Source organism: Bradyrhizobium huanghuaihaiense, from assembly GCF_007830635.1.
Lineage (GTDB): Bacteria > Pseudomonadota > Alphaproteobacteria > Rhizobiales > Xanthobacteraceae > Bradyrhizobium > Bradyrhizobium huanghuaihaiense.
In genome coordinates this window covers 179077-199103 of the sequence record NZ_VLLA01000016.1, presented here as the reverse complement: position 1 = coordinate 199103, position 20027 = coordinate 179077, and the positions used below count along the sequence as shown (strand labels likewise).

Sequence of the window (20027 nt, the reverse complement as noted above, 5' to 3'; positions counted from 1 at the left end):
ACCCTACGGCAGCTCGTTACACCCGCTCGATAATGGTCGCGGTGCCCATGCCGCCGCCGATGCACAGCGTGACGAGGGCCGTGGACTTGTTGGTGCGCTCGAGCTCGTCGAGCACGGTGCCGAGGATCATCGCGCCGGTGGCGCCGAGCGGATGACCGAGCGCGATCGCGCCGCCATTGACGTTGATCTTGGCGTTGTCGATGTCGAAGGCCTGGATGTAGCGCAGCACGACGGAGGCAAAGGCTTCGTTGAGCTCGAACAGGTCGATGTCCGACTTCTTCATGCCGGAACGCGCGAACAGCTTCTCGGTGACATCGACCGGGCCGGTCAGCATCATCGCCGGCTCCGAGCCGATGTTGGCGAACGCACGGATCTTTGCGCGCGGCTTCATCCCGTACTTGGCACCCGCCTCCTTGCTGCCGAGCAGCACGGCACCGGCGCCGTCGACGATGCCCGAGGAGTTGCCGGCGTGATGCACGTAGTTGACGCGCTCGATCTCCGGGTGCGACTGCACCGCGACGCCGTCGAAGCCGCCCATCTGCGCCATCATCGTGAACGACGGCTGTAGCTGCGCCAGCGACTGCATCGTGGTCGAGGGACGCATGTGCTCGTCCTTGGCGAGGATGGTGAGGCCGTTGATGTCCTTCACCGGCACGACCGACTTGTTGAAGCGGCCCTCGTCCCAGGCCTTGCCCGCGCGCTGCTGGCTCTGCACCGCATAGGCGTCGACGTCATCGCGCGAGAAACCGTACTTGGTCGCGATCAGATCGGCCGAGACGCCCTGCGGCATGAAATAGGCCGGCACCGCCATCGAGGGGTCCATCGGCCAGGCGCCGCCGGAGGCGCCGATGCCGACGCGGCTCATCGATTCGGCGCCGCCGCCGATCACCAGCTCATGCTGGCCGCTCATCACCTGGGCGGCGGCAAAGTTCACGGCGTCGAGGCCGGATGCGCAGAAGCGGCTGATCTGCACGCCGGGCACGGCTTCGCCGAGGCCGGCTTTCAGCGCGGCGAAGCGCGCGATGTCGGAGCCGGCTTCGCCGACCGGATCGACCACACCGAGCACAACGTCGTCGACCGAGTCTTCCGGCAGGTTGTTGCGGTCCTTCAGCGCCTTCAGCGGCACGGTGGCGAGCGCCAGCGCGGTCACTTCGTGCAGCGCGCCGTCCGGCTTGCCGCGGCCGCGCGGGGTGCGGACGTGATCGTAGATATAGGCATCTGCCATGGGGAGCCTCCTGATTGCAGTTATTGGTGACGACCGCGACGCGGTCGGGATCAATCCTGGAACGTGAATTCGTAGAACAGCGGCAGCCCTTCGCCATGGCGGAGGAATTGCCGCGCAGTGTCGTAAGCCTTCACCCCCGTGCTCAGATCGAGGATGTGATCGAGCTGGGGGGTGGTGGTCGTGTCCGTCAGGTAAAACCCTTCGATACCGAGAATCCCGACACCATTGGTCTCACAGCGGTCAACGATGTCGAGGGCAGAGCGCGCGCAGAACTTGTCGCGGCGGAGCCCGGCGCCGAAGGCGCGAAACTCCGCAACGATCGCGTCTGCTGCAGACATCGAAACTCCTCAGAACGCTTCCGCCGGCAGTTCCATGATGGTGGCGCAGCCGGACTGGATGCGCGCGAGATTGGCCGCGGTCTCCGGCAGCATGCGCTCCATGAAGAAGCGGCCGGTGACGAGCTTGGTCGAGAGATAGGGCGTCGCCCCGCTCTCGGCAATCTTGGCGTTCGTCACCTTCGCCATCTTCGCCCACATGTAGCCGAGCGCGACGAAGCCGAAGAGGTGCAGGTAATCGGTAGCGGCAGCACCCGCATTGTCCGGCTTCATCATCGCATTCTGCATCAGCCAGGTCGTCGCCTGCTGGAGATGGCCGAGCGAGGCCGAGAGCGGGGTGATGAACGGCTTCATCGCCTCGTCGCCGCCGTTCTCCTTGGCGAAGGCCATGACCTCGCCGAAGAAGGCCATGATGGCGCGGCCGCCGTCGCGCGGCAGCTTGCGGCCGACGAGGTCCAGCGCCTGAATGCCGTTGGCGCCTTCATAGATCATGGCGATACGCGCATCGCGCACGAACTGCTCCATGCCCTGCTCGGCGATGTAGCCGTGGCCGCCATACATCTGCTGCGCCTGCACCGCGTTGGCAAAGCCGTAGTCGGTGAGGAAACCCTTCAGCACCGGCGTCATCAGGCCCATGTGGTCGTCGGCGGCCTGGCGGTCCTTCGGGTCCTCCGAGCGGTGGGCGACGTCGCTCTTCAGCGCGGTCCACATCACGAAGGCGCGCGCGGCCTCGTTGAATGCGCGGATCGAGAGCAGCGTACGGCGCACGTCGGGATGCACGATGATCGGGTCGGCCTGCTTGTCCGGCGCCTTGGCGCCGGTGAGCGCGCGGCCCTGGATGCGCTCGCGGGCGTAGGCGACCGCGTTCTGATAGGCCACTTCAGACTGCGCGAGGCCCTGCACGGCGACGCCGAGGCGGGCCTCGTTCATCATCACGAACATGCCCTGCATGCCCTTGTTCTCTTCGCCGATCAGCCAGCCGGTGGCGTTGTCGTAGTTCATCACACAGGTGGAATTGCCGTGGATGCCCATCTTGTGCTCGATCGAGCCGCAGACGACGCCGTTGCGCTGCCCGACCGAACCGTCGGCGTTCACCAGGAATTTCGGCACCACGAACAGCGACACGCCCTTGATGCCGGCCGGTGCGCCCTCGATGCGGGCGAGCACGAGGTGGATGATGTTGTCGGCGAGATCGTGCTCGCCGGCCGAGATGAAGATCTTGGTGCCGGTGATCTTGAAGCTGCCGTCGGCCTGCCGCACGGCCTTGGTGCGGAGCATGCCGAGATCGGTGCCGCAATGCGGCTCGGTCAGGTTCATGGTGCCGGTCCACTCGCCCGCGATCATCTTCGGCACGTAGGTCTGCTTCTGCTCGGGCGTACCGTGCACCAAGAGCGCCGCAGTCGCACCCATGGTGAGGCCGCCATACATCGAGAACGCCATGTTGGCGGAGATCTGGAATTCGTTGACCGCCTGGGACAGCGTCACCGGCAGCCCCTGCCCGCCGAACTCGGTCGGGGCAGAAAGACCCAGCCAGCCGCCTTCGGCGACCTGCTTGAACGCGTCCTTGAAGCCCTTCGGCGTGGTGACGCTGCCGTCATCGGCGCGCTTGCAGCCTTCGAGATCGCCCACGCGGTTCAACGGCTGCAGCACCTCTTCCGAGAGCTTGGCGGCCTCGCCCAGGATCGCCTCGCGCACGTCGCTCGACGCATCGGAGAAGCCCGGCAGATTGTCGTAGCGGTCGATCTGGAAGACGTCGTTGAGCAGGAAGTTCACGTCTTCGACGGGGGCTTTATAGATCGGCATTGCGTTCTCCCGGCATGGGGCTTGAAGGGATGATGTTGGGCTTATGATTGGGTGGCGGCAAGCTGCTCCGCCATCAGGCGGTGCAGCATGTTGATCGCCTTGAGCGGCCGCACCATCACCTTGAAATGGGTGATGCGCCCCTCGGCATCGAAGGTGATGATGTCGACGCCGTTGATCTCGATGCCGTCGATGACATTCTTGAATTCGAGCACGGCGCCATCGGCGCTCTTCCACTCGCCGACATAGGTGAAGCCGGGACCGCCGAGCACCTTCTCGGCGCTGGAGAGGTATTTGAAGGTGATGTCGCGGCCGCGCTGCGGCGAATGCACGACGGGGCTTTCGAACACGGCGTCAGGATGCAGGAGGTCCCAGAGCGCGGCGCGGTCATGAGACTTCATGTAGGCGTACCAGGAATCGAGGCCGGTCATTCTCGGGTCCCTCCCTAAAGGGGTTTCCAGGAGCCTTGGCAAAAAACGCGAAAACAACCCCATGCACAGTAGCGCCCAGCTTGATTTCGCTGGGTTTTCGGGTGGGGTCTTTGGCCCTCCCCTCAAGCCGCCTCATATGCACATTGACGCATATGCGCCGATGCGCATAAAGTCAAGCGAGTTGGTCAAGGTCGAAGAAGGAGGCCAGTCATGGCACTGGGCGACGCAATCCTCGCATGCCTGACGGAACGGCCGATGACGGGCTACGAGCTCGCCAAGACGTTCGATTCCTCGATCGGCTTCTTCTGGAAGGCCGACCACCAGCAGATCTATCGCGAGCTCTCCAAGCTGCGCGACCGCGGCTACATCCAGGGCCGTGAGGTCGTGCAGTCAGGCAAACCCAATAAACTCATCTATACGCTCACTCCCGAAGGCCGAACAGCGCTGCGGCACTGGGCCGCGCGGCCGAGCACGCCGCCCTCGATCAAGGACGACCTGCTGGTGAGGCTGCATGCGCTCGACAGCATCGACATCGAGCCGATGCGGACCGATCTAATGGCCCGCCTGGAGCACCACCGCGACCGCCACGCCAATTACGAGCGCATCCTGAAGAAGCGTTTTCCGGACGGGACGGCGGAAGGCCGGCTCGACCTCGGCAACCTCCTCCTGCTTCAGCTCGGCGCGCGGCACGAGCAGATGGTCGCCGACTTCTGCGAAGAGGCGCTCGAGGCCCTGTCGGCGATGAGCGGCAAGGGGACGGTGGTGCCGATCGAGGATGGCAAGCGGGAGGGCAAGGGTTGAGCGAAAGCGCGGGTCCGTAGCCCGGATGGAGCAACGGGTCGGCGCAAAGCGCCGCCCGATGACAGGCTCCGCGTAATCCGGGGTCTTCGCCCCGAGCACCGCTGGCCCCGGATTGCGCTGCGCTCCATCCGGGCTACGCACCTTCGCGGCGCATGGTCCCCGGTTCCCGCCGCCCAACTTTAAGACACCCGCGCCGCATTCCTTAACCCGTTATTTACCGTAACAGGAAAAAGTCGGTTTTCGAGGCAGACGACCCGCGCCAAATTCGATTGTCTTTGCAACCGGCACGCGTGGGGAGGCTGGAGGCGCCGGGTGGGGCGCCGGAGTCGGAACCGGACAGAGTCATGAATTCGCGCGTATCGTGGAGTGTTGACGGCATCGATCCATCCGTGAGGGAGCGGGCCGAAGCTGCTGCGCGTCGCGCGGGCATGTCGCTCAACGATTGGCTCAACTCCACGCTCGGCGAGACTGCGCCGCCGAACTTTCGCGGACCTTACGACCAGCGTCAGGATCAACGTCCGCAGCACGTGCCGAGTCAGGAGAGCCGCGAAGTCGCCGACATCCACCAGCGGCTCGACGCGATCACCCAGCAGATCGAACGGATCTCAAAGCCCGCGCCGCGCCAAGACTCTTCTCGCGAAAGAGATGTCTCGCGCGAGCAGGGCGTCGCGCGCCAGCTCAACGACGCGATCTCGCGGCTCGACGCGCGCCTGTCGCAAATCTCCCGTCCGCAGCAACAACAGGCGCCGCGGCCAGCCCCTGCCCCATCGCCCGTTGAAGCGCGCCAGCGCCAGGCCGATGCAGTCGAGCGCGCGGCAGCTCAAGTCTATCGCAGCTCACCACCCCTGAGCCCCGCATCGTTCGACGTCGCCGTCGCCGAGATCACCGCGCGCCAGAGCGAGCTCGACGGTTTTGCGCCCAGGCAGATGCCGCCACGCGCCGCACCGTCGATTGCGCCCGCAGCGCATTACGCGCCGACCATGGCACCAATGGCGCCGCACGCGCCTGCCTACGCTCCGCCGCCACCGCAAGCAGGGCCGGATTTCTCGGCGCTCGAGCGCCATCTGCTCAAGATCACGAGCCAGATCGAAGCGCTGCAGCGGCCGGACAATACCGAGCAGGCGATCAATGCCTTCCGCAGCGAGCTTGCCGAAATTCGCGCCGCCATCACCGAAGCGATGCCGCGGCGCGCGATCGAATCGATCGAGAACGAGATCCGCTCGCTGCATCGGCGCATCGACGAGACCCGCTCCAACGGCACCGACGGCCAGGTGCTGTCAGGCATCGAGCGCGCGCTATCCGACATCAAGCAGGTGCTGCGCACGCTGACGCCGGCCGAGCAGCTCACCGGCTATGACGAGGCGATCCGCAATCTCGGCGCCAAGCTCGACCTGATCCTGCGCGCCAATGACGATCCCTCGACGGTGCGCCAGCTCGAAGGCGCGATCGCGGCGCTGCGCGGCATCGTCTCCAACGTCGCCTCCAACGAGGCGCTGGGCCGGCTGTCCGAGGACGTGCAGCTGCTGTCGTCCAAGGTCGACCAGATCACCCGCGCATCCGGCCACAGCGACAGCTTTGCGGTGCTGGAGCAGCGCATCGCCGCACTCACCGCCGCGCTTGAAACCCGCGAACGGCCGCAGCCGTCCGAGAGCACCGAGCATCTGGAAGCCGCGATCCGCGCGCTGTCGGACCGCTTCGACCGCATGCAGGTCGGCAACGATTCCGCCTCGACCTTCGCGCATCTCGAACAGCGGGTCTCGTATCTCTTGGAGCGGATCGAGGCCGCCGCCGATCCGCGCAACGGCAACTTGAGCCGCGTCGAGGACGGCCTGCACGACATCCTCAGGCACCTGGAACGGCAGCAGGCGACCTATTCGGCGCTCGCCGAGAGCCGCAGCTCCGCGCCGCCAGTCGATTCGGGCGTGGTCGATCTCGTCAAGCGCGAGCTCTCCGACATCCGCTTCAGCCAGGCCGAGACCAACCGCAGCACCCAGGACTCGCTCGACGCCGTCCACAGCGCACTCGGCCACGTCGTCGATCGGCTCTCCATGATCGAGGGCGATCTGCGCGCGGTGCGCAGCGCGCCGCCGGCCCCTGCGCCGCAGCCGATGCCGATGCCCGCCGCGATGCCGATGGCCGCGCCGATGGAGCCCGCGCCGATGGCGCGCGAGCCGCGGCCGCAAGCACCGCAGCAGCCGAAATACGATCCGAAGCCTGAGCTGCCGAACCCGGCCGCCATGCAACAGCAGCCGCCGCACTCCGCCTTCGTTGCCGCGCCGCGCGAATTCCATGCCGCTGCGCCCGCCGCGCCGCCGCCGATGCCGACTCCGCCGCCTGTTCCGCCGCGCGCGATCAGCGAGATTCTGGAGCCGCATACGGCGCCCGCGCGCGCTGCGATCGCGCCGGAATTGCCGCCGGATCATCCGCTCGAGCCGGGCACGCGGCCGGGCGGCCGCGTCGCCACGCCCTCGGAGCGCATCGCCGCCTCCGAAAGCGCGATCAGCGAAATCCCCGCCGCACCGAAGGAGCCGGTGTCGTCGTCGAGCTTCATCGCGGCCGCGCGCCGCGCGGCGCAAGCTGCCGCCGCGCAGCCGCCCGAGAAGCCGGCCCGTGGCGCCAAGGCCGCGATCGCCCGCGCCAAGGAGAAGGGCCAGGAAGGCGGCTCGACCATCACCTCGAAGATCCGCTCGCTGCTGGTCGGCGCCAGCGTGGTCGTGATCGTGCTCGGCACCTTCAAGATGGCGATGAACCTGCTCGAGGGCGGCAGCACGCCTGCGCCGCAGGCGATGCAGGATATTCCGAGCCAACCGGCACCGCAGGCCGCGCCACCGCCGGTCGAGACCAAGCCAGCCGCGCCCGAGCAGATCACGCCATCGATGACCTCGCCGACGCCGATCGGCCGGCAATCGCAGAACAATGCCGCGCCGACGCAGCCCGCGAATTCCGGCAGCGCGGCCTCGGTTGAAATCCCGCAGGCGCCTGCCGCGACGGTGCCGCCTGCTGCGAGCAGCGACATCACCGGCGCGCTGTCGGGAAGCAGCCGTGCGCGGCTCGGCCTCATCCAGGTGCCGCCGAGCGAGAAGCTGCCTGACGGCATCGGCGGCCCGGCCCTGCGCACCGCTGCGATGAAGGGCGATGCGACCGCGGCCTACGAGATCGGCTTGCGCTTTGCGGAAGGCAAGGGCGTCGCCACGAATTACGACGAAGCGGCGAAGTGGTACGACCGCGCGGCGCAGGCCGGCGTGGTGCCCGCGACCTTCCGCCTCGGCACGCTCTACGAAAAGGGTCTCGGCGTGAAGAAGGACGCCGACATCGCCCGCCGCTACTACACCCAGGCCGCCGAGCGCGGCAACGCCAAGGCGATGCACAATCTCGCGGTGCTCGATGCCGACGGCGGCGGACGCGGCGCCAATTACAAGAGCGCGGCGCAGTGGTTCCGCAAAGCCGCCGATCGCGGCGTCGCCGACAGCCAGTTCAACCTCGGCATCCTCTATGCCCGCGGCATCGGCGTCGAGCAGAACCTCGCCGAATCCTACAAATGGTTCAGCCTCGCGGCCGCGCAGGGCGATGCGGATGCGGCCGGCAAGCGCGACGACGTCGCCAAGCGCCTCGACCCGCAATCGCTCGCCGCCGCCAAGCTCGCGATCCAGACTTTCAGCGCCGAGCCGCAGCCTGACGACGCGGTCAACGTCGCGACGCCGAACGGCGGCTGGGACAGCGCGCCGCAGGCAAGCGCGAAGCCCGCGCCGAAGCCGGTCGCCGCCAAGCGCTCGGCCTCAGCGGCGCACTGAAGCGCGGTGCGATAGCGCTCCGCGAACAGGGTCCCTCGCACTACGGCGGCGTTTCCCAGGCAAGCCTGTCGATCTTGCCGAGCGGCGTTATTTGATTCGACAGGAATATGACCGCGCGCAATCCATCGGTGTAATAGGGGTCGCCTGTCAGATTTGCACGCGGCGCGGATGGTGGTGCGGCTCCGACGCCATTGACGTAACCGAATCGCTCGCTGAATCCGGACATGATGAGATCCTGAAGAAAATAGGCCCGATCGAAATCGACGTCGGGCGCAATCTTGTGCGTGGTCAAATTCCATGTCTGATCGGTCAAGCGGACACCAATGTCCCGGCTCACATGGCCGACCCACACCCTTCGATTCTCGAAGGTGTACGGCGTCAGCCAAAATCGGGCGTGAATGCGCTCATTGATGGTGGACCGGGCTTTCTGAACGACGACGTCTTCCCTGCGGCCGAACACGTAAAGCGGGCTCACCGGCGACGTCTGATACGGATCTCGAAGCAGGAAAGCGCGCGCGGTCTCGATCGCGCTTGCAAAATCGAGCTGTCTGGCAAGGTGCCATCCGCGGGCAATAAGAGGGACGATGGGGTCTTGCTTGCTTTCGATGATGACGAGATTGAGCGGATCGCCATCACGTTTCCCCTCAGCCCCTTTGGTACAGCAGTCGAAGTTTGCAAATCTCTCCCGCAATGACGAAAGATCGAGTTCCTCGATCTTCGTGCCGGGATAGAGTTTCTCGGCCCGAATATTGGTGCCGACAAACGGCGGCCCTGGAACCGACAGCGCAAGGTCGAAGCTCTCCACGCGGCCCTTCCCGACGATCATGATGTGCGCATATTTGATGCCGGCATCCAGAACCCCGTAGACGAAGCCTGTCGTCTTGCTGTGCGGCGCAAGCTCGCTCGGCATCTGGCGCTTGAGAAAGAATTCGTCACGGGCGCGGTTGGCGAACCATGACAGAGCGCCGTGGAATCTGTAGGAGACTTCATAGGCAGAATAATAATCGGGATCCATGGTGACCGGGAGAAGCGCCAATGCCTCATCGGTCTCGTTCTCGATCGACAGCCAGACGGGTTGAATGTTGTAGCCGGCCAGATTTTCACCAAAGCTCCTTTCGCTCTCATCCGCTCCGAGTGCGCTCGCACTCACCTTGATTCCCGGTACGGACTTCTGCTGGGCGCGGTTGATGAAACTTGCATCTCCGCTCGGATCTGGTGAAAACCGAAATGAGTTGACGACCGCTATCAACGTCAGCGCGAGAGCCAAAAACGCGACACTCAGGATCTTGTGCGCCCTGATCGTTTTGATGGGGTTGAGAAGAGCGACGACATTCTCGTTCATCTTGTCACCCGGCCTTTTCGTCAGGACGATGCGGATCAGGCTGCGTTCACGTCCCTCTACCTCGGTTATCGTCCCGGGCTGACGATGCTCGGCTGTTGATCTGCATCAACGCTTCGGACCCCTCTCGATGGCGACAATCGCCAGTTCGGGTGCCATAATGGAGCACAAAGATGGGCGTTCTCAACTGGTCCCGCAGGCAAGTCCATCGTTGTCCAAACCAGAGAACCAACATGAAGACGGCCGCGCTGGTCGTCCTCTGGCTGGGAATGCCGGGTACGTCCACCGAGGCTCTCGCCGCCTCGTGCTCGTCTTACTACATTTCGGAAATCACTCTTGTATCGGCGGTCGACACGGAGGCCGGTCGTGTACAGACGTTTGTTGGATTTGGAATGTCGAAGGAAGAGGCCGAGAAGAACGCCCTGGGGGCGTGCTCGCACATCCAGCAAGACCTCCAAACATGCCTGGACTCGGATCGCATGCTGGGTCGTAATGCCGCTTCGGACACGGCTAACAGCTCGCTTCATCTGAAGTACACAAAGGCGGTCCGGCGCATCACTGGCTGCGATTAGCGCGACCTTCGCCGCCCGCATCGCTGTTCAGGTGTGTGTGGAGCACGCCGTTCGCGCGAGCCGTAACCGGGCCGGGCTATTTCCAGGCAAAAGAAGCCGCAGATGCAGTGCCTTGAATTCGGCTCAGGGCACAGGTTTGTTGCGAAAAGCGCCGCGCCGTGTTCAATTCGTTGTCCCGCGGCGCGGCGTTTTCGGCTATGTGAGGAACGCGGCAATCGCTCGTCCTGCGCGAGCATTCCGCAGTCTTTGATCGTCCGCCGGACCTGGCTCGATGCAGCTCTATCTCCCGATCGCCGATCTTCCGGTCAACGTCTTCCTGGTGCTGGCGATGGGCGCGGCGGTCGGCTTCGTCTCCGGCATGTTCGGCATCGGCGGCGGCTTCCTGATGACACCGCTCCTGATCTTCATCGGCATCACGCCGGCCGTTGCGGTCGCTTCCGTGGCGAGCCACATCGCGGCTTCGTCCTTTTCCGGCGCGCTGACCTATTGGCGGCGGCGTGCGATCGACCCGGCATTGGCGAGCGTCCTTTTATCCGGCGGCGTGACCGGGACGGCGCTCGGGGTGTGGACCTTCACGCAGCTGCGCGCGCTCGGCCAGCTCGATCTGATGATCGCACTGTCCTACGTCGTGCTGCTCACCACCGTCGGCAGCCTGATGTTCTCCGAGGGCCTGCGCGCCCTGATGCGGACCCGGCGCGGCGCGGTGCCGCCGCGGCGCACGCACAACTGGATCCACGGCCTGCCGCTGAAGATGCGGTTCAAGCGCTCGAAGATCTATCTTTCGGTCATCCCTGTGCTCATTGTCGGCACCGTGATCGGCTTCATCGGCGCCATCATGGGCATCGGCGGCGGCTTCATCCTGGTGCCGATCATGATCTATCTGCTCAGGGTGCCGACCTCGACGGTGATCGGGACCTCGATGGTCCTCACCCTCGTCACCATGCTGGTCGCGACCATGCTGCACGCGGTGACCAATCACCTGGTCGACGCCGTGCTGGCGCTGATCCTGATGGTCGGCGGCGTCACCGGCGCGCAGTTCGGAGCACGTGCCGGCCAGAAGATCCGCGGCGAGCAGCTGCGGCTGCTGCTGGGCCTGCTGATCCTCTCGGTCGGCGTCCGCTTCGCGATCGAGCTGGTGATCCAACCTGCGGATCTCTTCACCATCCGCGAGCTGGGAGTGGGCACATGATGCGCACGCTCCTCGCCCTCCTTCTGGTCCTGCTGCTCGGCTCAGTCGCGCGTGCCGAGCGGCTGATCGTGTCGGTCTCCAATCATCGCGTCACGGTGACGCCGAATTATTCCGGCGAGGAGCTGGTGCTGTTCGGCTCGGTGGAGAAGGACGCGACGACGCCCGCGGACCGCACGGCCTACGATCTCGTGGTCACCGTGATGGGCCCGCGCGCCGACATGGTGACGCGGCGGAAGGAACGCACCTTCGGCATCTGGATCAACACCGACTACCGGCAGTTCCTGCAGGTGCCGAGCTATCTGGCGCTGTTCGCCAACCGTCCGTTCGATGCCATCACCTCACCCGAGATCGCGCGGCGGCAGCAGATCGGCCTCAACAACGTGCGGCTGACGCAGCGGGTCAGCGGCGACTTTGCCGACGTGGTGCCGAACGATGCGTTCCGCTCGGCTTTCATCCGCCTGCGCACCCAGCGCGGGCTCTATCGCGAAGATCCGAGCGCGGTGACGTTCCTGACGCCGACACTGTTCCGCACCGGCATTCCGCTGCCGGCGGAGGTGCCGATCGGCACCTATGAGGTCGAGATCAAGCTGTTCGCGAACGGCGCGCTTGTTACCAAGACCGAGACCGCCTTCGAGATCGTCAAGGTCGGCTTCGAGCAGTTCGTCGCGACGACCGCGCGGCAGAACGGGTTCGTCTACGGCCTCGCCACGGTGGCGATGGCGCTGATGACGGGCTGGATGGCGTCGATCGTGTTTAGAAAAGACTAGCCGCGTACTCCGTCATTGCGAGCGAAGCGAAGCAATCCAGAGTCTCTCCGCGGTAACGGACTGGATTGCTTCGCTGCGCTCGCAATGACGATGTAGCGCGATCACGGCGCCTCGATCACCGTCGGCACGCCCGGCTCCAGCAATCGCAGCCTTGTCCCGAAGCCGAGCGCATCGAACGTTTTGCGCAGATCCTCGCCGTTTTGGCGGAAATGCGCCCAGCCTTCGGTGTGCACGGGCACGATCATCGCATCGGGGAATGCACGCGCGGTTTCGATGGTGTCGTTGGTGTCCATGGTGAGGTGGAACGGTCCGCGGGTTTGCGCAGCGCCCGCGAACGGCAGCACCACGCCGCATTTGAAGCGGCGCGCCACTTCAGCAACGCCGTCGAACCAGGTGGTGTCCCCGCTGATATAGATGGGACGCGTATCCTTGCGGCTCGACTGCACCACGAAGCCGATGACGTCGCCCGACAGCGGCTCGATACCGGCCGGGCCATGGCGCGCCGGCGTCGCGGTGATAGTCAGCGAATGACCATCGTCGTCCTTCAGATGCGCGGTCGCCCAGGGCGCGAGCCCCTCGACACGGCCGCCGAGACGCTTTGCGCCGGCTTCCGTCGTCAATGCGCGCGGCGCTTTCAGCAGATAGTCGCGGCCGGAATTGTCGAGATTGTCCGAATGCTGGTCGTGGCTGAGCAGCACCGCATCGATCGGACCGATCGCATCGGCCTTCATCGCGGGACCTATCGTCTTCTCCAGCTTCACATGCGGCAGATGGTAGGCGCCGGGCGCATCGAAGGTGGGATCGGTGAGCAGGCGAAATCCGTCGATCTCGATCAGCGCGGTGGGGCCGCCGATCAACGTGATGGAAATGGGCATGGGAACTCCTCTTACGCAACGGCCTTCGCCGGCCGCGTCACCAGGTAAATGCCGAGCGCGACCGGAATGATCCCGAGCAGGTCGCGTGCCTCGACATGCTCGCCGAGCACGATGTACGCGAACAGCATGCCGAGTGGCGGCATCAGGAAGTGATAGGCGCTGGCGGCGGTGGCGCCGCACACTTTCAGCAGATGAAACCAGAGCCAATAGGCGAGGATCGAGCCGCCGAGCACGAGGAAGGCGAAGGCGCCGATCAGGCTCGGTGTGAAGTCGATCGCGTGGATGTCGGCGAAGGTCAGCGCGACCGGCGCCAGCACGATGCCGGCGGCGAGGTTCTGCACGCCGTTGCCGATCCACAGCGAACCTTTGGGCGCGAGCAGCTTGAACAAAATCGTGCCGGCGACGATCGAGGCCAGCGAAGCCAGCGTGAAGACGATGCCGTGAGCAGAGTCGGTGCCGACCGACAGGCGATGCCAGACGATCGCGGTCACGCCGATGACGCCGAGCAGTAGGCCAGCCGCCTTGCGCCAGGTCATGCCTTCGCCGAGCAGCAGCGTGGCGAGTGCCGCCGTGAACACCGGATTGGCCGAGACGATCAGGCCGCCGAGACCGGCCGAGACCGATTGCAGCCCGGTGTAGCCGAGCCCGAGATAGAGCGCGTTGTTGGCGATGCCGAGCACCGCGAAGATCGCGACGTCGCGCCAGGACAGCGACCAGGCCTCGCCACGGATCAGCGTCGCGCCCAGGATCAGGATGCCGGCGAGCGAGAAGCGCGCGGCGAGCAGGATCAGCGGCGGGCAATGGGTGACGCCGATCTTGCCGGCGACGAAGGCATAGCTCCAGAGCAGGCAGAACAGGCCGATGGCGAGCGGCAGCGTGTTGAATCGGCTGCGCGGAGCGGGAAGCGAGGTGGCGAGCGACATGAGGGCATTCTCCTGACCCTCGATCTAGGGACGCGGCTTGCCATTTGGAAATTAAATGATTAACTTCCGGTCAGTGGATTTTCGAATGGAGGCGGCCATGCTCGACCTGGAGCTTCTGCGCAGCTTCGTCTCGGTGGTCGAGGCCGGCGGCTTCACCCGTGCCGGCGAGCGCGTCCACCGCACCCAATCGACCGTGAGCCAGCAGATCAAGCGGCTGGAGGAGGATGTCGGCCAGGTGCTGCTGCACCGGGACGGCAAGGATGTCCGCCCCACTGAAGCCGGCGAGCGGCTATTGTCCTATGCGCGGCGGCTGCTGTCGCTTGCGGAGGAAGCGCGCGACGTGCTGCGCCAGCCGGGCGGCGAAGGCGCGATCCGGCTCGGCATCCCCGAGGACTTTGCCGCGTACCGGCTGGCGAAATTGCTGGGCACGTTCTCGCGCTCGCATCCCGGCCTGCGGCTCGACGTGCGCGCCGACCAGAGCAAGAACCTCGCCCGCGATCTCGAGCGCGGCGAGCTCGATCTCGCGCTCTACAAGCGCGCGGCCGGCGAGAAGGGCGCGATCGCGGTGTGGCCGGAGCAGGTGCACTGGGTCACCAGCAAGAGCCACCCGATCGACGTCGACGCGCCATCGGTGCCGCTGATCGGCTTTCCGACCGGCTGCCTCTACCGCGCCGGCGCCATCCACGCGCTGGAGACCGCCGGCCGCGCCTGGCACATGTCCTATTCGTCATCCAGCCTTGCCGGCATCCAGGCCGCGGTCGCCGCCGGCATGGGGCTGAGCATCTTGTCCGAGATGTCGATCCAGTCCGACCACCGCGTGCTGACGGCGAAGGACGGCTTTGCGCCGATCAACAAGACGGAAGTGGCGCTGATGGCCTCGCCGAGTGCGAGCCCCGCAACGCTGCGGCTGGCGGACCGGCTGGCGGAGTTCTGCGAGAACGTGCAGGCGAAGGCGGCGTGACGGGCTTGCCCGCCTCTCCCGCTTGCGGGAGAGGCCGACACGCCCCGGGCGATGCGAAGCATCGTCCCGCGCGTGGCGGGTGAGGGTTCTTTCCGCTTGGGGATTGTCCCGTTGCGGAGACACCCTCTCCCCAACCCTCTCCCGCAAGCGGGAGAGGGAGCGCAGTCGTGCGGGTGGCCCGGTAGCGTAGCCTTCAGTAACACCGCGACGCGGCGATGGCATGGACGCGGCGGTCGCCGAGGAGATGCGCGACAAATCCGTTCTGCGGAAAGATTTTTGCGAACGCTTCATCGCGGATGCTGAGGCCGCCGGCATAGGCGCCGAAGGCGGGCATCACAGCGCGCATTCCGTCACTGGCGAAGCAGCGGCGCTCCATCGACCTTCCGCGCGCGGAGATGCGGGCCTTCGGATGCAGATGCCCGGCGATCTCGCCATGCGCGCCCGTCGGCTCGTGACGGAAGGTGATCGGGCCGATCGCGACCTCGTCGGCAATGGTGCCGCCGAGATCGCGCGGCAGCATCGGATCGTGATTGCCCGAGATCCAGATCCAGTCACGGCCGCTCTGGAGCGCGGCCACAGTGTCGCGGTCCGCGGCCGACAGGCGCTCATGCGCGGTGCGATCGTGAAAACTGTCGCCGAGCGCGATGATCACGCGAGGATCATGGCGGGAGATGACAGCAGCGAGCCGGCCAAGCGTCGCGATGGTATCGTAGGGCGGCAGCAGCACGCCGCGGGTGGCGAAGCTCGACCCCTTTTCCAGATGCAGATCCGAGACGACGAGCAGGCGCTGCTCTTCCCAGTACAGCGCGCCCGAGAGATCGGCCGCGAAGGTCACATCGCTGATGGTGACTCTGGAAACGCGCATGTCCTCGTCATCTCCTGAAACCAGCGCGCCTGCCGTCACGTCCTACCCGCTTCTATCCATCGCCTCTTTGACCAGCTCGTCGGCGGCTTCCGCCAACAGCTCGTCTGCAGCTTCGCCATAAACTGACTCGCGGCCGATTTCCAGCATCACGGGGACGGCGAGCGGGGAGACACGGTCGAGTTCCCGGTGCGTGATACGGCCGTGGATGCGGGCGAGCATGTCCCCCAGGCGGCGCAGGTCGAGCAGGCCGGTGGCGGCATCGGCGCGCGCGGCGCGCAGCAGGACGTGATCGGCCTGGTGCTTGCGCAGCACGTCGTAGACGAGGTCGGTCGAGAACAGCACCTGGCGGCGGCTCTTCTCCTCTCCGGTGTGGCGGCGCGCGATCAGGCCGGAGATGATGGCGCAGTTGCGGAAGGTGCGCTTCATCAGCGCGGATTCGGCGAGCCAGGCTTCGAGATCGTCGCCGAGCATGTCGGGGTCGAACAGCGCGTTGAGGTCGATCCGGCCGTCGCGGATCATGAAGGAGAGATCGCCGAGCCCCCAGATCGCCACCGCATATTCGTTGGCGACGAAGCCAAGCGGCCGCGCGCGGGCACGCTCCAGCCGCCGCGTCAGCAGCATGCCGAGCGTCTGGTGCGCGAGGCGGCCCTCGAAGGGATAGCAGACCAGATAATGCTTGTTGGCGCGCGGAAAGCTCTCAACCAGAAGCTCGCGCACCGCGGGCACGCGCGAGACATCCTTCTGCAGCGAGAGCCAGTCGCGCACCTGCTCCGGCAAGCCGCCCCACGCACGCCCGTCGTCGAGCAGGCGGCGCACCCGCTCGGCAAGATAGGTCGAGAGCGGAAACTTGCCGCCCATGTAGGACGGCACCTTCGGATCCTTGTCGTGCGCGCGCGAGACATAGACCTGGTCCTCGACCAGGGTCTCGTAGCGCACCACCTCGCCGCTGAACACGAAGGTGTCGCCGGGGCTGAGGCCCTCGATGAAAGCTTCCTCGATCTCGCCGAGCAACCGGCCGCCGCGCGCGATCACACCGGTCGATCCGCCTGCTTTTCCCGCACCGCCGCCGCGCGAGCGGACCAGGCGAACCTTGAGCATGTCGTCCTCGACAATGGTGCCGACATTCATCCGGTAGCTCTGCCGCACCTTCGGATTGGCGACGCGCCAGCGGCCCTTCTTGTCCTGCTTGATGCGGGCGAAGCGCTCATAGGTCTTGAGCGCATAGCCGCCGGACGCCACGAAATCGACGACGTCGTCGAAATCCTGCCGCGACAGGTTTGCGTAGGGCGCGGCGGTGCGGACCTCGCGGTAGAGTTCGTCGCTGAAGAACGGCTCGCCGCAGGCGCAGCCGAGCACGTGCTGGGCCAGCACGTCGAGCGCGCCGGTGCGCAGCGGCGGCGTGTCCTGCGCATTCTCGGCGATGGCGTCGATGGCGACGCGGCATTCCAGCACCTCGAAGCGGTTGGCCGGCACCAGCACCGCGCGCGAGGCTTCGTCGAGGCGGTGATTGGCGCGGCCGATCCGCTGCATCAGGCGCGAGGATCCTTTGGGCGCACCGATATTGACGACGAGATCGACATCGCCCCAGTCGACGCCGAGATCGAGCGAGGAGGTGCAGACCACGCCGCGCAGGCGGCCCGCCGACATCGCGTCCTCGACCTTGCGGCGCTGCGCGACGTCGAGCGAGCCGTGATGCAGCGCGATCGCGAGGCCGTCATCGTTCATGCTCCAGAGGTTCTGGAACAGCATCTCGGCCTGGCTGCGGGTGTTGACGAAGACCAGCGTGGTCTTGTTGGCCTTGATCAGCTCGTAGATCTCGGGGAGCGCATGGCGCGCGCTGTGGCCGGCCCAGGGCAGCCGCTCACGCGTGTCCAGCATCTCGACCTCCGGCGGCGCGGCGCCGCCGGCGACGACGATGTCGGCGGCGACTTCCTTACCTTCAGCCTGCGGCACCAGGAAGCGCGCGAGCTGCTCCGGCTCGGCCACCGTCGCCGACAGGCCGATCGCGCGCATCTGCGGCGCGAGGCGCCACAGCCGCGCAAGGCCGAGCGAGAGCAGATCGCCGCGCTTGGACGTGACCAGGGCGTGCAGCTCGTCGAGCACGATGCGCTTCAAGGAGGAGAACAGGAACGGCGCGTCGTCGGAGGACAGCAGCAGCGCGAGCTGTTCCGGCGTCGTCAGCAGGATGTCGGGCGGATAGCGCCGTTGGCGCTGGCGCCGCGACACCGGCGTGTCGCCGGTGCGGGTCTCGATCTTGATCGGCAGGCCCATCTCGGCAACGGGGCGCTCGAGGTTGCGCGCGATGTCGACGGCGAGCGCCTTCAGCGGCGAGATGTAGAGGGTGTGCAGGCCGCCGGCGCGCTGCACGGAACGACCGGTGGAGACGAGGTTTTGCTTGGCGCCGGCGTTGCGCTCGACCGTCTGCATCGAAAGCTCCACCAGCGTCGGCAGAAATCCGGCCAGCGTCTTGCCGGCCCCGGTCGGCGCGATCAGGAGCGCGCTGGCGTCCTCGCGTGCCTTCTCCAGCAGCGCGAGCTGATGCTCACGCGGCGACCAGCCGCGGGCCGCGAACCACGCGTTGAAGCGGTCGGGCAGCAGCGTGGCCGGCTCGGCCGGGATTTTGAGGATGCGGGGCGGCACGGCATAAGAGGTAAGCCGTGGGGGTGGGTTCGTCGAGGGGGTGGGAGCCACGACGAGCTCCCGTAGGGTGGGCAAAGGCGCATCGCGCCGTGCCCACCATCTCTCTCTGACCGGAAAAGGTGGTGGGCACGCTTCGCTTTGCCCACCCTACGGCATCTCGATTGCCGAGAGTCCCTACTCCGACATCGGCTTGTCGGAGATGTCCCAATCCTTGCCGGTGAAGGTGGAGATGAACAGCGTCTTCATCGGCGTGTAGTCCTCGGGGGTGTAGCTGTAGGTGACGCCGTCGAGGAAATAGGGCGAGTGGAAGCCGGCGAGCGTGGACGCCTGCTTCAAGACGTTGGCGCGGGTGAGGTCGTCGCCGCAGCGGCGCAGGATCTCGCCCATGGTCACGGCCTGGCCGTATCCGGCAAAGGCGATGGTGTTGTCGGGGTCGATGGCCGGCGTGTACTTCTTGCGCAGCTCCTCGAACGCCATCACGTCGGGGTCCTTCTCCCATTTGGGCAGGCCGACCTCCTTGTTGTAGCGGATGGCGACGATGCCGGTGGCGTTCTCAAGGCCGGCGGCGTTGAGGATCGAGCGGCCCGTGGAGCCTGCGGACAGAAGCTGCAGCGGCTTCCAGCCGAGCTCGGCCACTTTGCGGATCGACTGCGACGAGGCCTTGCCGGTCGAGATGTTGTAGAAGACGTCGGCGCCCGACTTGGAGAGATTGATGAGCTGGGAATCGACGGTCGGCTCGGTGAGATCGTAGGTCTGCTCCATGATCACCTGCGCCGTGCCGCCGGCATCCGCCAGCACCTTCTTGAAGGGACCGAGGAAGTCGCGGCCGAAATCGTCGTTCTGGTAGAGGATGCCGATCTTCGCATTCGGCTTCACGGCGACGACGTGCCGCGCCAGGATGCGCGCCTCGGTCGGATAGAGCGGCAGGCCCGCCATGGTCCATTTGAACTCTTTCGGGTTGTTCCACTTCGACGCGCCGGTGTTGAGCAGGAGCTGCGGCACGCCCTTGGAGTTCAGGTATTTGTGCACGGCGGTCTGCGGCGCGGTGCCGAGCGAGCCGTAGAGCGCGAGAACTTCCTCCTGCTCGACGAGGCGCCGCGTCGCCTCGACGCATTTCGGCGCGCTGTAGGCGTCGTCCATGGTGAGGAACTTGACCTTGCGTCCGTTGATGCCGCCCTTCTCGTTCAGCATCTGGAAATAGGCTTCGCCGACGCGCCCGAGCACGCCGTAGAGCGAGCCGGGGCCGGAATGCGGCACGGTCTGCCCGATCTTGATCTCGGTGTCGCTGGCACCCGCATCGTATTTCTTCTCCGCGGCCCAGACGTAGGGCGCGGGCAATGTGGATGCTGCAATGGTAGCGAGCGCACCGGCGCTGAAATCGCGCCGCGATGGATTCTTTGTCATTATTTGTTTCTCCCTGATGCGCGCATTGTGCTGACATCGCAGCTCGGCTCGCAAGTAGGAAGTCGTCGCTTTGCGACGCAATGACGCTCAAATCAGCGTAAATTAGCGC

General features: G+C 65.9%; 16 protein-coding genes. 6 read left to right on the top strand and 10 right to left on the bottom strand.

The annotated features are described in order from the left end of the window. Positions 1-16 precede the first annotated feature (16 nt). Genes IQ16_RS28520 through IQ16_RS28505 form a run of 4 tightly spaced genes read right to left on the bottom strand, consistent with a single transcriptional unit; the run spans position 17 to position 3791 of the window. Complete coding sequence (locus IQ16_RS28520; RefSeq protein ID WP_018644962.1) at positions 17-1225, bottom strand: acetyl-CoA C-acetyltransferase; 1209 nt, start codon at positions 1223-1225, stop codon at positions 17-19. Between the two features lie 50 nt (positions 1226-1275). Then, the gene (locus IQ16_RS28515; protein ID WP_018644961.1) at positions 1276-1563 is read right to left on the bottom strand and encodes a hypothetical protein; all 288 of its coding nucleotides are present in this window, start codon (positions 1561-1563) and stop codon (positions 1276-1278) included. A gap of 9 nt (positions 1564-1572) precedes the next feature. Beyond that, a complete protein-coding gene (locus tag IQ16_RS28510) occupies positions 1573-3363 on the bottom strand; it encodes an acyl-CoA dehydrogenase C-terminal domain-containing protein (protein WP_018644960.1) in 1791 nt (596 codons plus the stop codon). A gap of 41 nt (positions 3364-3404) precedes the next feature. Further along, positions 3405-3791: a nuclear transport factor 2 family protein gene (locus IQ16_RS28505; RefSeq protein ID WP_026312299.1), complete on the bottom strand. Its 387-nt coding sequence runs from the start codon at positions 3789-3791 to the stop codon at positions 3405-3407. 210 nt (positions 3792-4001) lie between these two features. Here IQ16_RS28505 and IQ16_RS28500 point away from each other — a divergent pair, with 210 nt between their 5' ends. Further along, positions 4002-4592 (top strand): PadR family transcriptional regulator, encoded by a 591-nt coding sequence (locus tag IQ16_RS28500; RefSeq protein ID WP_018644959.1) that lies wholly within the window; start codon positions 4002-4004, stop codon positions 4590-4592. A 344-nt stretch (positions 4593-4936) separates the two neighbouring features. Then, positions 4937-8383, top strand: coding sequence for a tetratricopeptide repeat protein (locus tag IQ16_RS28495; protein WP_026312298.1), 3447 nt, complete (start codon positions 4937-4939; stop codon positions 8381-8383). Positions 8384-8423: 40 nt separating this feature from the next. On the opposite strand, the gene IQ16_RS28490 is transcribed toward IQ16_RS28495, so the two are convergent. Further along, positions 8424-9725 carry an LssY C-terminal domain-containing protein gene (locus tag IQ16_RS28490; protein ID WP_018644957.1) on the bottom strand — a complete coding sequence of 434 codons (1302 nt, stop codon included), beginning with the start codon at positions 9723-9725 and terminating at the stop codon, positions 8424-8426. 230 nt (positions 9726-9955) lie between these two features. On the opposite strand from IQ16_RS28490, the gene IQ16_RS28485 reads away from it, so the two are divergent. From IQ16_RS28485 to IQ16_RS28475, 3 genes are all read left to right on the top strand, one after another. Then, the gene (locus tag IQ16_RS28485) at positions 9956-10294 is read left to right on the top strand and encodes a hypothetical protein (RefSeq protein WP_018644956.1); all 339 of its coding nucleotides are present in this window, start codon (positions 9956-9958) and stop codon (positions 10292-10294) included. Between the two features lie 271 nt (positions 10295-10565). Continuing rightward, complete coding sequence (locus IQ16_RS28480; protein WP_018644955.1) at positions 10566-11483, top strand: sulfite exporter TauE/SafE family protein; 918 nt, start codon at positions 10566-10568, stop codon at positions 11481-11483. Further along, complete coding sequence (locus IQ16_RS28475; RefSeq protein WP_018644954.1) at positions 11480-12250, top strand: TIGR02186 family protein; 771 nt, start codon at positions 11480-11482, stop codon at positions 12248-12250. The genes IQ16_RS28480 and IQ16_RS28475 overlap by 4 nt, the downstream gene beginning before the upstream one ends. A gap of 101 nt (positions 12251-12351) precedes the next feature. On the opposite strand, the gene IQ16_RS28470 is transcribed toward IQ16_RS28475, so the two are convergent. Together IQ16_RS28470 and IQ16_RS28465 are read right to left on the bottom strand one after the other, a co-directional pair. After that, positions 12352-13125 (bottom strand): MBL fold metallo-hydrolase, encoded by a 774-nt coding sequence (locus tag IQ16_RS28470; RefSeq protein WP_018644953.1) that lies wholly within the window; start codon positions 13123-13125, stop codon positions 12352-12354. An 11-nt stretch (positions 13126-13136) separates the two neighbouring features. Further along, on the bottom strand, positions 13137-14048 hold the full coding sequence (locus IQ16_RS28465) for a DMT family transporter (protein WP_018644952.1): 912 nt from the start codon (positions 14046-14048) through the stop codon (positions 13137-13139). 97 nt (positions 14049-14145) lie between these two features. On the opposite strand from IQ16_RS28465, the gene IQ16_RS28460 reads away from it, so the two are divergent. Beyond that, positions 14146-15009 carry a LysR family transcriptional regulator gene (locus IQ16_RS28460; RefSeq protein WP_026312297.1) on the top strand — a complete coding sequence of 288 codons (864 nt, stop codon included), beginning with the start codon at positions 14146-14148 and terminating at the stop codon, positions 15007-15009. 193 nt (positions 15010-15202) lie between these two features. On the opposite strand, the gene pdeM is transcribed toward IQ16_RS28460, so the two are convergent. From pdeM to IQ16_RS28445, 3 genes are all read right to left on the bottom strand, one after another. Then, a complete protein-coding gene (gene pdeM / locus IQ16_RS28455) occupies positions 15203-15874 on the bottom strand; it encodes a ligase-associated DNA damage response endonuclease PdeM (protein ID WP_167526355.1) in 672 nt (223 codons plus the stop codon). Between the two features lie 42 nt (positions 15875-15916). Beyond that, entirely contained in the window at positions 15917-18514 is a 2598-nt protein-coding gene (locus IQ16_RS28450) for a ligase-associated DNA damage response DEXH box helicase (protein WP_018644949.1), read from the bottom strand. Between the two features lie 174 nt (positions 18515-18688). Next, the gene (locus IQ16_RS28445) at positions 18689-19918 is read right to left on the bottom strand and encodes an ABC transporter substrate-binding protein (RefSeq protein WP_018644948.1); all 1230 of its coding nucleotides are present in this window, start codon (positions 19916-19918) and stop codon (positions 18689-18691) included. Between the last annotated feature and the right edge of the window lie 109 nt (positions 19919-20027).